We start from the raw sequence: 13568 nt of genomic DNA on the forward strand, positions 1-13568 counted from the left end.
AGCATCTGTCGATCAGCGTCCACCCATCAACGCGACGCATACCGGCACCAGCACGGCAGTGGCCACACCGTTCAGGCCCATCGCCAGCGCGGCGAAGGCACCGGCCGTGGGATGCACCTGCAGTTCGCGCGCCGTGCCGATGGCATGGGCCGTGAGTCCGATGGCAAAGCCGCGCACGGCCGGGTCGTGCACGCGCAGCAGGCGCAGCAGCGGCCCCGCCAGCACCGCCCCCGCAATGCCCGTGATGGCCACGGCCACCGCTGCCAGCGATGGCGCGCCGCCGATACGCTCCGCCACGGGCAGCGCGATCGGCATGGTGGCGGATTTGGGTGCGAGCGCCATCAGCGTCTCATACGATGCGCCCAGCGCCCAGGCCAGCAGCAGGGCGGAGACGATCGCCACCGTGCAGCCCACGAGCAGCGCCACGCTGATCGGGCGCCAGAGCTGGCGAATGCGCTCGCGCTGCGCGAACAGCGGCACGGCCAACGCCACCGTGGCGGGGCCGATGAGAAAGCTCAGCAGTTGCGTGCCCTCGCGGTAGGTGGCGTAGGGCGTGCCCGTGAGCAACAGCACCGCCACGACGAGCGCCGTCGCCGTCAGTGGTGGGATCAGCAGCGGGTGTGCGCCGCTGCGCCGATACAGCGCCAGCGTCAGCGTGTAGGCCGCCAGCGTCAGCGCCAGCCAGGGCAGGGGCGACGCCGTGAGCCATGCGGCCAGCCCGGGGAGAGACGCGCTCACGGGGCCTGCTCCTGCTCGCGCGGGCGTGCGTCGGCGCTGTCGCGCAGCAGCCAGCGCAGCGTCCAGGCCGTCACCACCAGCGTGATGGCCGCCCCCACGATGCCGGCCACAAGGAACGGCAGCCATTCGCGCGCGATGCGGTCAAAGTGCAGCATGACCCCGGCGATCGCGGGTATGAACAGCAGCATCATGTTCTGCAGCAGGCTGCCCGCGGTGCTCTCCAGCGCCTGCGGGACGCGCCCGTATGCCAGCAGCGCCGCCAGCAGCAGCAACATGCCTGCGAGAGCGCCAGGCAGGGGCAGGCCCAGGAGCTGGACCAGAAGTTCTCCCAGCAACTGGAGGATGAAGAGGGCGGTCAGGGCGTAGAGCATTGAAGGCGGGCAGGGCGGCGCGCAGGCGCAAAAACCATGATCATCCCTGATACCCACCGGCCCGCGCTGGCGCTGGGGTGATGCCGCCTCTTTGCGGGAGGTCGGGGGCTCCGCCGGTTGCGCGCAACGGCCATCCGCAATACCCTGGTGTGCAGCGGTCGCCCGGCGAAGCACCCTCCGGTGCAACGCAACGGTCGCCGCACCATTGCACCAGGAGGACTTGCCATGGCTACCGCCCAGCCCCTGTACCACGCACCCACGTTTGAACCTACCGTGGATGAGATCGCCACGCTGAAGCAGCTCGAAATGGGCCAGGCCCTCAGCGTGCCCGACGCGCTCAAGCACCATCTGTCCGGGCGCCTGCTGGATTGGGCCTATATCGGCAAGACGCCCGGGGGCGAGTTCCACATCACCGACCTGGGCCGCCAGCTCATCAAGCGCCAAAACAACTGAGCCGGGGTCACCGCTGCGGGGCGGATTCGCCTCCGTCCTACACGGCGCCCCGCGCGGGCGAAGGTAACTTACGGCCACCGCGGCAAACACCCGACGGGTGCGCATCGCAGCTTCGCTGCCATGCCCAGGCGGCGCGGGCCGGGCTTCTCGGCTCCCATTGCGGGAGCCCTGGCGCCAGGTCTGGGCCGAACGCTGTGGCCGCATGCATGGCAAGGGTGGCGTTCTCTTATCGCCGCCCGGCGGCATGTGGCTAACACCCGTAAGCTTTGCCCTTTGGCAGCGTCCCGTGCTGGCCAGTCCTCACGGGGCCCCGCGTACTCGATTGCCGAGGCGCGGGCGGCAGGCACATCGTCCTGCCGCTGCCTCTGGCGCGGTATGCCACCGACCCGGAGATGGCTGACATGATTCACCGCACCGCTCTCGCCCACCGCCAACCGGCCGATCCCCCCGTGGAGCCGGATGTGCCCGCACCACCCCCGGAGCCCGCTGACACGCCTCCGCGTCTGGGCTGAATGGCGGTACGTACGGGCGGTACGCGCACTTGCGCGGGTGGCTGTCTTACAAGGCAGGCCCCGCCAGGCGCTTATGGTGGACCGCAACTACCGGAGCGTGACATGCCACCCAAACCCGCCTCAGGCGAAGTACCCCATTCAGCCGTTGTCGTATTCAACTTGCGCGCTCCAAAGGATCGCTTGAGCGCGCCTGGCGAAGGGGCTCCCGCAGCCACCCAAGGTGCCCCCGGAATGGCCGGGCCGTCGGTGGATGCCCCCCAGCCCTCAGCCCCCAGCGCGGCGACACGCCTACCACCCCGGGTCGCGAAGGCATGGGCGCACCTGCCGGGGGCGCGCCCGCGGCGCAGTAGACGATGCGGGCACGCGCATTGCCGCACGACTGACCGGCTACGAACGTGGGTCAAAGAAAGGCGCACGCCACTGAGCGCGTTTTTGATCCCACGTAGGCTTCTTTTCCCGCTGCTCGCTGGTACATGCAGTCAATGGGGCGGGTGCGCAGGATCCTGGCGCTTGTGCGTGACCCAGATGAGAGCGTGCGTATCCACCCCCAGCGCCTGGGCGCGAGCCACGATGGCATCGCGCTGCGCAGCGTCCAGTTGTTTGTCGCGCGCCAGAATCCAGCAGTAGCTGGTATCAGGCCCCAACACCAGCGCCCAGCGGTAGTCAGGGTCAAGCGCCGCGACGTGGTAGCCGCCGTAGAACGGGCCGAAGAAGGACACCTTGAGCGATCCGGTGGTGGGGGCACCCGTGAATAGCGCCTTGCCAACGGCTTCGCGCCATTGGCCCGGTGCGGCGGCAAACCCGCGGTTGACCACGCGCACGCTGCCATCCGCCTGGGGGGTGTAGGTGGCGGACACATCCGTCATGCCGCGCTCGAATGAGTGGTCGAGGCGGGCCAGCTCATGCCAGCGCCCCTGATAGCGCTGTAGATCGAATGGAGTGACCGCTTCTACGCCCGGCGGGGGGCTGGTGTTTGCACAGCCGGCCATTACGGCGACGCCCGCCATCCACAGGGCCCACAGGCCTGCGCGGCAGGACGGGATGAGTGCGCGCCGCACAGAAAATAGAAAAGCCGAGAGCAGGTACATGTGATGTCCTTGACCAAGTGGTGGATCAGTGTGTGTGGCGCCATTGCGCCACCAAGGGTTGAAGCCCCGTCAGGTGCTGGACGGGAGTGATCCCTTCCAGGGGCTTTTGGTACAGAGCCGTGCACGAGCCGCCGACCCACAACGCGGTGGTGGGAGACAACTGGGCCCGCAACTCACGCAGGCTGGCGTGAACGACTGTCCCGTTATGCACATTGCTAAAGCTCAAAGCCACCACATCCGCCCGATGGGCCACGGCGGCTTGGGCCACGTCGCCCACGGGTGTTTGCGTACCCAGCGAAACGCAGGTACAGCCCTCCAGTGCCAGCAGTGCTTCAACCATGAGCAACCCCAGGCTATGCAATTCCTGGGGTAGCGTGGTGAGCAGGACCTTGGGACCTTGCGGTATGGGCAGCGGTGCCAGGGAAGCAATGGCGTTGCGCAAAACCCCGGTGATGACCTCGGTGAAGAGGTGTTCCTCGAAGACCTCGAAGCGCCCTTGCACCCAGGCCTCGCCCACGGCCGTGGTCAGGGGAGCCACCAGGTCGGTGACGAACGGAGCGAACCCCATGCGCAGCTGTGCGTGACTCAGGGCATGCCGCAGGGCTTGCGGATCGTGCGCTCCGATGGCGTCAAGAAGCGGAGTCAGGGTCGCAGGTGAGGAGAACGCCTGAAGATTTGTCTTGGACAAAGATGAACTGGGGGATGAAGGTCTCTGGTTCAGCAAGGACAGCAGTTCTGCACTGTCCAACCCCACCACCTTGCCGGGCCTGGCCCCTGTGTCGAGCAGGCGGCGAATCAGTTTCAGCCGTTGCACCTGCTCGCTCGGATACAGGCGGTCCCCCGCCCCGTCGCGCAAGGGTTGCGGGAAGCCATAGCGTTTTTCCCATACGCGCAAGGTGTCCTTGGCTACGCCGGTTTCGCGCTCCACGGCCGCGATGGGCAAACCTGCGCTCTCGGGATGGTCTGGCGTGCTCATGCGCCAACCTTTATGCGGCGTACAGGCCTCAGGAGGGTATTGAAAGTCATGGACAAACTGTGGGGATTGGTGAAATTGTCTAGGACAAAATTTGTTTTGTCCACTGCATTACGCCCATTGTCTGCGCACAGGGTTGTTGGTGACCTGCCTGGCGCACAGCCAGTTGGTGATTGCGCACCAGGCCTGGGGCGTGCGTCTGGGCGGCGACGCGCTGCAGCGCAGCCGTGTGGTGGCCTGGCGCGAAGGTCCGGGGCTGATCGGCGTGGTCACGGCCAGTGCGTTGTCGGTGGCCTGGGGCGCCGGGCCCATGCTGGTGGTGTTCGCGCTGAGCTTGCTGGCCGGGTGGCTGGCCCTGTGGTGGGCGCCGCGCCCTGCAGCACCTGCGCAACGGGATTTGTCTGCCGCTTTTGCCTGGGCCACGGTCTGACAACCCTTGCGCCAGCCAGCCTTTCGCCGCTTGTTGGCGGTGTTTTTGTGCAACGGCATTGCCAGCGCAGTTCCGGCGGCGTTGATGCTGTTTTTTGCCCGGGACCGGCTGCAGGCCACACAGGCGCAGATTGCCTTGTTTCTGGTGCTGTACTTTGTCAGCGGGGCGCTGTCCATGCCAGGGTGGTTGCGCGCGGTGCGCCGCTGGGCGCTGGAGCGCGCCTGGCTGGGCGGCATGCTGCTGGCGGTGGCCTGTTTTGGCTGGACGACGCTTCTGGGCAGCGGGCAGATTGCGGCCTTTGCGTGGATCTGTGCGTTGTCCGGTATCGCCTTGGGGGCGGATCTGGCCTTGCCCGGGGCTTTGCTGGCGCGCTTGGTGGAACGCCAGGGGGCTCAGGGGCGCAGCGAAGGGGCGTACCTGGGGTGGTGGAACCTGGCCACCAAACTGAATCTGGCCCTGGCCGCAGGCGCGGCGCTGCCGTTGGTGCAGTGGCTCGGCTACAGCCCCGGCATCCAGGACGCCCACGCGCTGCAGCGCCTCGCTTGGGCTTACGCGCTGCTGCCTTGCGCCCTCAAGCTTCTGGCGGCAGGTTTGTTGTACCGCCTGCTGATCCACCCCTCCCCGCCGTTGCATGACCAAGGAGTTTCCCCATGAACACCCGCCGCCACGCCTTGCTGGCCCTGCTCGCGGGCACTGCCGTGTTGACCGGCTGTGCCAGCCCCCAGGTGACCGACTATGCCCAGGAGCGTCCACAGCTGGAGCTGGACCGCTACTTCAACGGCCGCATCCTGGCCCACGGTATTTTTCAGCAGCGAGGCGGCGAGGTGGTACGCCGCTTCACCGTGGTGATGGACTGCCACTGGGAGGGCCATCAAGGCGTGCTGGACGAGGCTTTCACCTATTCGGACGGCAGCACCCAGCGCCGCATCTGGCGCCTGACCAAACATGCCGATGGGCGCTACACCGGGACCGCTGACGATGTGGTAGGTGAGGCCCAGGGCCAGACCGCGGGCAATGCCTTCCGCTGGAACTACACGCTGCGCCTGCCGGTGGACGGCAAGGAGTATGAAGTGCAGTTCGATGACTGGATGTTCCTGGTCGATGACCGAGTCATGCTCAATCGGGCCACGATGCGCAAGTTCGGCCTCACCCTGGGCGAGGTACTGCTGTCGTTCACCAAGACATAAGGAGCCGCACTGTGCCTTTGAATCCTGCCATCACTGACTGGCGCGGCAAGCGCGTGTGGCTGGTGGGCGCCTCCAGCGGTATTGGCCGGGCCGTCGCAGCGCAATTGCACGCACAGGGCGCGCAGGTGATCGTGTCGGCACGCCAGCAGGCGCTGCTGGCGGCGTTTGCGCACGAACACCCTGGCAGCCAAGCAGTGGTGCTGGATGTGACCGATGCCCAGGCGGTCCTGGACGTTGCCGCGCGCCTGCAGACCGAGTCACCACTGGACCTGGTGTGCTACTGCGCCGGCCACTACACCCCCATGCGAGCCGACGCGCTGGCGCTGCCCGAGCTGCTGCGCCACCAGCAGGTCAACCTGACGGGCGCGCTGCATGTGCTCGCCGCCGTGGTGCCAGGCCTGTTGGCTTCGGCCCAGGCCGGGCGTGCGCCCCACCTGAGCCTGGTCGCCAGCGTAGCCGGCTGGCGCGGCCTGCCGCAGAGCCTGGCCTACGGACCGACCAAGGCGGCCCTCATCAACCTGGCCGAGACGCTGTTCCTTGATCTGCGCCCGCAGGGCGTGGGCGGGAGTGTGGTGAACCCCGGCTTTGTCGATACGCCCCTGACGCGCCAGAACGACTTCACCATGCCCGCGCTGCTCACGCCGGAGCAGGCGGCCCAGGCCATGTTGCGTGGTTGGGGGAGGGGCGCGTTTGAACTGCATTTTCCACGCCGCTTCACGCTGTGGCTCAAGCTGCTGCGCGTGCTGCCGTACCGCTGGTACTTTCCGCTGGTCCACCGTATGACCGGGCTGTGACGTATGCACCCACCTATAGACACCCACGCTTGCGTCGCCCGGCTGGTCCAGCTGTACGAGCAGCTAACCCCAGCGCAGTTGCCCCTACTGGAGGACTACTACGCGCTTGACGCACGGTTCAAGGACCCCTTCAATGTGATGTGCACGGCGTGCCCGCCATCCGTGCCATCTTTGCCCACATGTTCGAGAGCCTGGAGCAGCCGCGCTTTATTGTCACCCAGCGGCTGGTGCAGGACGACCGGGCCTTTTTGCAATGGGAGTTCCACTTCCGCCTGAAGCGCTGGCGGGCACAGGTGCCTCAGTGCATCCACGGCGCGACCCTGGTGCATTTTGATGCCCAAGGCCGCGTGACGCTGCACCGCGATTACTGGGACCCGGCTGAAGAGCTGTATGAAAAACTGCCTGTTTTGGGGGCTCTGATGCGCTGGCTGCGCAAGGCTGGCGCGGCACCCCTGCCGCATCCTCATCGCTGTTCACCCCCTAGCGACCGTTAAGGTGGAAAAGGGGAGAGGTTCATGCCGATGAACGTCCATGAAGCCACGATGCTCCCCACCACAAAGACGAACACCCCGACGACTTTCGTCATCGGGGTGTTCGAGGCCAAGAAGGAGATGGGGCGACCATCTCGTCAACGGCATAAGACGCGGCGGAGGGCTCTGCGGGAGGTGGTCAGCGTCCAAAACACGGACTCACACGGGTGGGTCCGGAGCACTCTAAGGCAATTGCCGCGGCAAGGCCCTATCAGTAGCGGCCACCGCGGTAGCCACCACGGTCTGTGCCGCCGCCAAAACTTGGGCGAGCTTCCATGGGACGCGCGACGTTGACCGTCAGTGCACGTCCATCGACAGAACGGCCGTTCAGACCGTTAATGGCATCCTGAGCCTCAGAATCGCTGCCCATTTCTACAAAGCCGAAGCCCTTGGATCGGCCTGTATCGCGCTCCATCATCACCTTGGCGGAGGTGACGGAACCAAATTGGGAAAACTGCTGGTGCAGCGATTCATCACGCACGGAATAGGCCAAGTTGCCCACGTACAGTCGGTTGTTCATGTCAGTGTCTTTCTTTCGGGAAATGAAGGGACGGCTTGTAAGCGCATCCCAGAGGAAATGAGTGGGGGAACCAAAATCAATGGCGCCGGCGCGCTGGAGGGGTGGTGCGCGTGCGGTTCTCGATATGCCGAAATGTCACTCGCCCCTTGTTGAGGTCGTACGGAGACATCTCCAGGGTCACCAGGTCACCGGCCAGAATGCGGATGCGGAACTTACGCATCTTGCCTCCGGTATACGCGATGAGCTGATGCCCGTTGTCAAGCGTGACGCGGTAACGGGCGTCAGGCAGAACTTCATCGACCTTGCCCTGCATTTCAATCAACTCTTCTTTGGCCACGGGTACCTCCGTCAATAGCAGGATCAGCCCAGTTGGTTGTGTAGCACCATGCGACGTCCTTGCGCCATGGCGTACTGGACTGCTTGTGCATCGCAGGGGAAGCTTGGGAGAAAGCGGAAGATGCGGTCGTACATTCCCCGGCGTATGGAAACCGAAGCAGTAACACCGACATTGGTGGTTTTGGTCAGCGGCGTGACAACGTAGTTGCCCACGCGCTCGGCGTTTTGTTTTTCAAGCATTGCAAACAGACAGGATGTAATCGCGAAGGCGACCATCCAGGAGAGAAAAGAGGGGAAAAGACCTGCCGCGCGTCGGCGCAGGAAAGGCGGGGCAGACCCTGTAAGAGGTTGAAGGTCTGCGATGAGCTTGCTGCTTTGAAGAGTGACGGCCGACACTTTTTACAAGAAGTGCGGGCGGAAGGCGCATCAGCCAGGATGCTGTCAGGCAGGCGCTATCGAAGCAAGCAGTGGGTAGCGCGTTGGTGGATTATTACTCACCGAAATGAAAAAAGCAAACTTAATTCTTGAGGATGTGCCCGATACCGACCAGCAGGCGCCTTAGGGCCCCGGATTGCTGCACAGTCCCCCGCACCTTTGCGCACGACGCTATCGAGGGTTTCGGAGGAAAAAGAAAGGCCGCACGTTCTGGGAACTGTGCGGCCTTGTATGTGGTGCCCGGGGCCGGAATCGAACCGGCACGCCTTGCGGCGGGGGATTTTGAGATTGAGTCCCGAGACTAGCATGGAACCACGCTGGAACCCGCAGAGCCTTGCTGCGCTTGGTTTTCCAAGAGGCTAGTCCCGTTTAGCCTTACGCCTAGACCAGACCGATTGCGGCAGACATTCCGATGCCGTGGCTCCTGGCTGGTTCCTGCGTTCGATCCCGAACTAGGAGGCGTCATGGCCAAGATCAAACTCACCAAATCCGCTGTCGATACGGCAGAAGTCACCGGCAAGGACTACGAACTGCGGGACACCATTGTCCCCGGCTTTCTCTGCAAAGTCACCGCCCACGGCCGCAAGGTCTTCATGCTCCAGTACCGCACGAACTGGGGCGAGCGCCGCAAGCCGAAGATCGGCCAGTTCGGCGAACTGACCGTCGAGCAGGCGCGGTCGATCGCACAGGACTGGCTGGCCGACGTGCGCAAGGGCGACGACCCCAGCGCTGCCAAGCTGGCCGCGCGCATGGCCCCTACGGTCAAGGAGTTGTGCGAACAGTTCATCGAGGAATACTCCAGGCCGCGCAACAAGCCCCGGACGGTCGATTCCTACCAGGGCTACATCGACCGCCACATCCTGCCTGCCCTGGGCAAGCTCAAGGTGCCGGACGTAACGCGGGCGCACATCACCACGCTGATGAAGGACAAGGCGAGGATCGGCGTCACGGCCAATCGGGTTCTGGCCTGTCTGCGCAAGATGTTCAACATGGCCGAGGTGTGGGGCTACCGGCCTGACGGCTCCAATCCGTGCCGTCACGTCCCCAAGTACCGCGAGGACGGCGAGACGCGGTACATCAACAACGAGGAACTGGCGCGACTCTATGCGTACCTCGACCGTGCGGATGCCCAGGGGCTGGAGCATCCGACCGTGACACTGGCGGTTCGCCTGCAATTCGAGTTTTCCGCGCGGATGACCGAAATCCGCACGCTCGAATGGGCTTGGGTTGATTTCGAGAATCGCCGAGTCGTCTGGCCTGACAGCAAGACGGGCGATATGTCCAAGCCGATGAGCGAGGCGGCGTACCAGTTGCTGCGCAATGCGCCTCGCATCGACGACTCGCCTTACGTGTGTCCGGCCATCTTCGATGCCAAGAAGCCATTGCCCGACAGCACGTACTACAACGGCTGGAAGCGCATCCTGGGCCGCGCAGAGGTAGCGCATGTCGGGACGCACGGCATCCGCCATCGCGCGGCGACCGACATTGCCAACTCCGGTATTCCCATCAAGGTCGGCATGGCGCTGACTGCGCACAAGACCGTCACGCAGTTCATGGCGTATGTCCATGCAGAGGATGACCCGGTGCGGGCCGCTGCCGAGAAGGTGGCCACCCTGCGCCGGGGCGCCATCGACGGCCAGGCCCAGGCTGCGCCGACACCAACGGCGCCCGCCTCGGTTCTGGCGGTCGCGGATGGCGAAAAGACCCGTACGAGCCAGGGCAACTATCGCCCGTATCGCCATCGCAAGAGTCCAACGCGCGCTGTGCCGCCCGGCACGAAGCGGGCCGGATCGCCGTCAACGAAGGCGCCGGAAACGGCCATCGCGTGAGCTGCGGGGCGTCCAGCCTGTCGCCGCGCTGTTGCGACAGGCCGGGCATCCCGCCCCGCAGTTCCTTTGTCCCTTGACTTGAATTCGTCAATAAACGAAAATACCATGTACCGCATCGAGCACTACCTGACGGTCGACGAGCAGAAGGATGTCTACGACGATTGGCTGCGGCGCTTGCGCGATGCGCAGGCCAAGGTGGCGGTCATCCGGCGCGTGACCCGCGTCGAGCAAGGCAACTTCGGTGATCACAAGTTTTGCCGTGATGGTGTGTGGGAGTTGCGCATCGACGCCGGGCCGGGCTACCGGGTGTACTACGGGCTGGCTGGCCATCGGCTGGTGTTGCTGCTGTGCGGTGGCGACAAGCGCACACAGGATGCGGACATAGCCCGGGCAGTGGCGTATTGGCAGGACTGGCAACAAAGAGGCGACGAATGAGAAGCAGACCCCATGACGATGCGATGGCCGAGTTGTTCCGGGATGACCCGGCGCTCGCACTCGAAGTCATCAACGGCATCCTGGCCGATGGCGACCAGGCCGAGCTGATGGCCGTGCTGCGCCAACTCGCGCAGGCCGTGGGCGGCGTGCAGGCGGTGGCCGAGCAGGCGCACCTGAATCCGACTCAGCTTTACCGCACGCTGTCGCCCAAGGGCAATCCTGCACTCAGCAGCCTGTCGGCCATCCTCAAGGCGATGGGCCTGCGCTTGGCGGTGCAGCCCCTGGCCTTGCCGCCGTCCGCGCACGCGGCTTGATTCCCTGGGGGGGGAGCGCCCGCCGATTCTCGTATGACGGGCTTCCATCGCTGACGCCTTCGGCTTAGCTCGTTGAACTGATCGACTGCGTGTGTTTCTGCGCGGCGTCTTGCTGGGGCAGCGCATTTCCTCTATTGCGACCGCTGCGAAAAATTCGCGCGGCAACCGCCGCTATTCCCAGGGCCGGGCATCCGTGACGAGAGGAACTGTGTCAAGCCTGACCTTCGCAGGTGCCGTTGTGACGGACAAAGCCTCTGGCGACAAATTGTCCCGAACAACTGCAATACGACTCTTGAGCTTTGCTGCTGGCGTCTTGTGAAAGCGCCCAAGTTGACCCACCTGTTGGGCGGCCTTGTTCGCAAGCTCCCGGAGTTCATCCGTGCTCGCGCCGCTCGTGGCGGCGATCTCCAATTGCCGAACTCGCGTCCGAACTTTGGACTGTTTTTTGGGACTCAATGACGGTTTGCGGTTCACAGTCAGCTTCGTCGCGATCATCGGCTGCGAAGCCGAGAAAACCTCATGTTTCTTACGGCTCGCCTTCAAGCCGTGCTGAGCAAGCATTCCATAGACTTGGGCAATGATCCAAGTCTGAGTTTCCTTATCCAAATGTGTCGCTGATGACATTGCCATGTCATCCACATAACGGGAATAGGTGATGCCTCGCTGAGCGAACTTTGCATGTAGCCAGGGCTCGTACCGCCACATCACGAGATTCGCTAAAAATGAACTCGTAATGGCCCCTTGGGGAAGATAGCCATCCTTTGTGGTGAGCCTCGTTAGAAGCTTGGCAACGTCAGGAGAGAATCTGAAGAAGCCACACCACACGTCCTCAACAAAAGCCGCGCTCACAGAAGGGAAGAATCCCTTCACGTCTTCGCAGATCAGTATCTGCTTGCCCTTGTGAATAGATGCGTTTGTGACATAGTCACGTCCCTTCAAGCTACCTTGCAAGTATTCTGGAAAATCCACCTTGGAGAAGACATTGAGCTTTAAACGCTGATGGATCTCTTTGAGCTGCCCCATCGCGTCAAATGTCTGCCTGGTAGATCCCGGCTTTGGCTTCACGGTGCGCCACATGCCATTGGCTCGATCAGCCAGTTCCACCAGTGATTGCGCATCCCAGCGTAGGCCGCGAGCCAGTGCAGCAATGCTCTTGACGGGATTAGACCGATACCTCGGCTTGATCGGGTAGAGGTCCATTCAGAAGCTCCAATGCGGTGATTGCCAGTTGACCAGCAAGGTCTCTATTCAAGTGTCCGAGTTCCCCTTCTTCCGCGCCCAAGAAGAAAAGAATCTCTACCGGCATAACGAGCGCAGCGGCAATCCGTTGCAGAGTGGACAAAGGCGGGTCGCGTCGGCCACGCTCAAGTAGCGAGAGATAGGACACTGAGATACCAGCCCGCTTCGCCAGCGCAGCTTGGGAGAGCTTGCGCTTGGACCGAGCGAGTTGAATAGCCTGTCCGATGTTCATATGTGAATCTCACAAAACTAAGAATGGGCTTGGGGTGCCCATGACGGCCTCACAGCCAGTCTCGGATATTCGTCGCGATACTGACGAATGCCGCGATGACCTGGAGGGTGCGCACCTTCAGCGTTTCCGCATCCGTTGCGCTCTGGAGTTGGTCACAAAGCTGTTCTAGCTTCGAGACTTCACGATCCAGTTCCTTCATAGCACCAGTGTCGAGTTGGCTTCTGCATGCATCGCAAGCCTTCTTCAGGCTATTGATGTGGTTTTCCAAGATTTGCTTGTCCATTTAGGACCTCCTTTACACAAGGCACCATTGCCCTGCTTCCCCCGTTTCAAGGCAGCGCCGTAAAGGAGCCAACTCGACACCAACCAAGCCCACCACAGTTGCACGCTGCTGGCTCAACCTTCCCCCTCGCTGAGCAAGAAGCCGTATGGTCTTCGCACTCTGAGAGTTCTGATCGTCCTGCTGGTCACAGTAAGCTGAGCCAACAGTGCCGCGTTACAAGCCACGCACACTGTCTGCGTAGCGGACTTCATCAACTGAAGCCCTGATCACTGAGCCTTTGCCTTTTCGGGTCGGGAACAACAAATCTTCTGAACCGCAGCAGCACGATCACGTGCCGCCGTTTCGCATTGTACGCACAATTCAGACTGAATTTTGACTGTCAGTACGTCTTATTTGTAACGTTTTGCGTCTTCGCCGTTCCTTGGGGCAAAGAGCTGGGATCGCCAGCATGGACTCCCCGCTCGGGGTAAGGGGGCTGTCTCCCAAGGGGGCGGTGCATGTCGAACACCGAAGTCCGGGCGTCCCCGGCCACCTGGGAGATGGCCGGTCGCGCTGTCGTGCTGCGCATCGAGCCGCCTGCGGCGTCTCGCCCCTGACGGGCTTCCATCGTTCCCTCGCTCCGCTCGGCTGACGCCTCCGGCCCGGCTTCCAGCTTCAGGCCTGCGCGCTTCGCTTGCCGTGCGGTCGGCGTGTGGGGAGGGCCGTTGCCATGTCCAGCCGTCTTCCCTGACTCCATCACCTTGTCCGCGACTGTAGCCCGCGCACGTGTGCCGTCAAGGCGCGCAGGGCCGTGTCCTCGGCTGCGCCTGCGGGCCGCACCAACCCTGCGCTTTTCTCCTTGACGGCCCCCGTCCGCGCGCTCCTGACCG

16 protein-coding genes and 2 pseudogenes are annotated in these 13568 nt (G+C 63.6%); 8 read left to right on the plus strand and 10 right to left on the minus strand.

Translation table 11 applies throughout. The features are described 5' to 3' along the window. Nucleotides 1-12: 12 nt before the first annotated feature. Complete coding sequence (locus tag I3K84_RS00190; RefSeq protein ID WP_123676006.1) at nt 13-738, minus strand: LrgB family protein; 726 nt, start codon at nt 736-738, stop codon at nt 13-15. Further along, complete coding sequence (locus tag I3K84_RS00195) at nt 735-1109, minus strand: CidA/LrgA family protein (RefSeq protein WP_011806119.1); 375 nt, start codon at nt 1107-1109, stop codon at nt 735-737. Before I3K84_RS00195 ends, I3K84_RS00190 begins: the two co-directional genes overlap by 4 nt. A 225-nt stretch (nt 1110-1334) precedes the next feature. Between I3K84_RS00195 and I3K84_RS00200 the strand changes: the two genes are divergently transcribed. Next, the gene (locus tag I3K84_RS00200) at nt 1335-1562 is read left to right on the plus strand and encodes a hypothetical protein (RefSeq protein ID WP_015913796.1); all 228 of its coding nucleotides are present in this window, start codon (nt 1335-1337) and stop codon (nt 1560-1562) included. 991 nt (nt 1563-2553) lie between these two features. Here I3K84_RS00200 and I3K84_RS00205 read toward each other — a convergent pair. Both I3K84_RS00205 and I3K84_RS00210 read right to left on the minus strand, forming a co-directional pair. After that, nucleotides 2554-3162, minus strand: coding sequence for a lipocalin family protein (locus I3K84_RS00205; RefSeq protein ID WP_196995278.1), 609 nt, complete (start codon nt 3160-3162; stop codon nt 2554-2556). Between the two features lie 25 nt (nt 3163-3187). Next, nucleotides 3188-4138 carry a cobalamin-dependent protein gene (locus tag I3K84_RS00210; RefSeq protein ID WP_196995279.1) on the minus strand — a complete coding sequence of 317 codons (951 nt, stop codon included), beginning with the start codon at nt 4136-4138 and terminating at the stop codon, nt 3188-3190. 127 nt (nt 4139-4265) lie between these two features. On the opposite strand from I3K84_RS00210, the pseudogene I3K84_RS00215 reads away from it, so the two are divergent. The 4 genes and pseudogenes from I3K84_RS00215 to I3K84_RS00230 all read left to right on the plus strand — a co-directional run. Continuing rightward, nucleotides 4266-5219, plus strand: a pseudogene (locus tag I3K84_RS00215) (MFS transporter); the annotation flags it as partial. Continuing rightward, nucleotides 5216-5752, plus strand: a complete 537-nt coding sequence (locus tag I3K84_RS00220; RefSeq protein ID WP_196995280.1) for a DUF3833 domain-containing protein — start codon at nt 5216-5218, stop codon at nt 5750-5752. The pseudogene I3K84_RS00215 and the gene I3K84_RS00220, both read left to right, overlap by 4 nt. Before the next feature lie 11 nt (nt 5753-5763). Beyond that, the gene (locus I3K84_RS00225) at nt 5764-6546 is read left to right on the plus strand and encodes an SDR family NAD(P)-dependent oxidoreductase (RefSeq protein ID WP_196995281.1); all 783 of its coding nucleotides are present in this window, start codon (nt 5764-5766) and stop codon (nt 6544-6546) included. A 3-nt stretch (nt 6547-6549) separates the two neighbouring features. After that, nucleotides 6550-7040: pseudogene (locus tag I3K84_RS00230) on the plus strand (nuclear transport factor 2 family protein). 247 nt (nt 7041-7287) lie between these two features. Here I3K84_RS00230 and I3K84_RS00235 read toward each other — a convergent pair. The 3 genes from I3K84_RS00235 to I3K84_RS00245 form a co-directional block, all read right to left on the minus strand. Further along, a complete protein-coding gene (locus tag I3K84_RS00235) occupies nt 7288-7596 on the minus strand; it encodes an RNA-binding protein (RefSeq protein WP_196995282.1) in 309 nt (102 codons plus the stop codon). Nucleotides 7597-7672: 76 nt separating this feature from the next. Next, nucleotides 7673-7933: a translation initiation factor IF-1 gene (infA, locus tag I3K84_RS00240; protein WP_011806104.1), complete on the minus strand. Its 261-nt coding sequence runs from the start codon at nt 7931-7933 to the stop codon at nt 7673-7675. A 23-nt stretch (nt 7934-7956) separates the two neighbouring features. Next, complete coding sequence (locus tag I3K84_RS00245; RefSeq protein ID WP_047350547.1) at nt 7957-8172, minus strand: hypothetical protein; 216 nt, start codon at nt 8170-8172, stop codon at nt 7957-7959. A gap of 659 nt (nt 8173-8831) precedes the next feature. Here I3K84_RS00245 and I3K84_RS00250 point away from each other — a divergent pair. The 3 genes from I3K84_RS00250 (at nt 8832) to I3K84_RS00260 (ending at nt 10945) form a co-directional block, all read left to right on the plus strand. After that, a complete protein-coding gene (locus I3K84_RS00250; protein ID WP_013517173.1) occupies nt 8832-10196 on the plus strand; it encodes a site-specific integrase in 1365 nt (454 codons plus the stop codon). A gap of 105 nt (nt 10197-10301) precedes the next feature. Further along, nucleotides 10302-10631, plus strand: a complete 330-nt coding sequence (locus I3K84_RS00255; RefSeq protein ID WP_013517172.1) for a type II toxin-antitoxin system RelE/ParE family toxin — start codon at nt 10302-10304, stop codon at nt 10629-10631. Further along, nucleotides 10628-10945, plus strand: a complete 318-nt coding sequence (locus tag I3K84_RS00260) for a DNA-binding protein (protein WP_013517171.1) — start codon at nt 10628-10630, stop codon at nt 10943-10945. Before I3K84_RS00255 ends, I3K84_RS00260 begins: the two co-directional genes overlap by 4 nt. Nucleotides 10946-11116: 171 nt before the next feature. Here I3K84_RS00260 and I3K84_RS00265 read toward each other — a convergent pair whose 3' ends face one another. From I3K84_RS00265 to I3K84_RS00275, 3 genes are read right to left on the minus strand one after another with little or no spacing between them, the layout of a single operon-like run. Beyond that, nucleotides 11117-12145 carry a reverse transcriptase family protein gene (locus I3K84_RS00265; RefSeq protein WP_013517170.1) on the minus strand — a complete coding sequence of 343 codons (1029 nt, stop codon included), beginning with the start codon at nt 12143-12145 and terminating at the stop codon, nt 11117-11119. Continuing rightward, nucleotides 12108-12416: a helix-turn-helix domain-containing protein gene (locus I3K84_RS00270; protein WP_013517169.1), complete on the minus strand. Its 309-nt coding sequence runs from the start codon at nt 12414-12416 to the stop codon at nt 12108-12110. Before I3K84_RS00270 ends, I3K84_RS00265 begins: the two co-directional genes overlap by 38 nt. Nucleotides 12417-12465: 49 nt before the next feature. Continuing rightward, complete coding sequence (locus I3K84_RS00275) at nt 12466-12699, minus strand: hypothetical protein (RefSeq protein ID WP_013517168.1); 234 nt, start codon at nt 12697-12699, stop codon at nt 12466-12468. Nucleotides 12700-13568: the final 869 nt, after the last annotated feature.

Origin of the sequence: Diaphorobacter sp. JS3051, assembly GCF_015832135.1 — a bacterium.
Lineage (GTDB): Bacteria > Pseudomonadota > Gammaproteobacteria > Burkholderiales > Burkholderiaceae_C > Diaphorobacter > Diaphorobacter nitroreducens.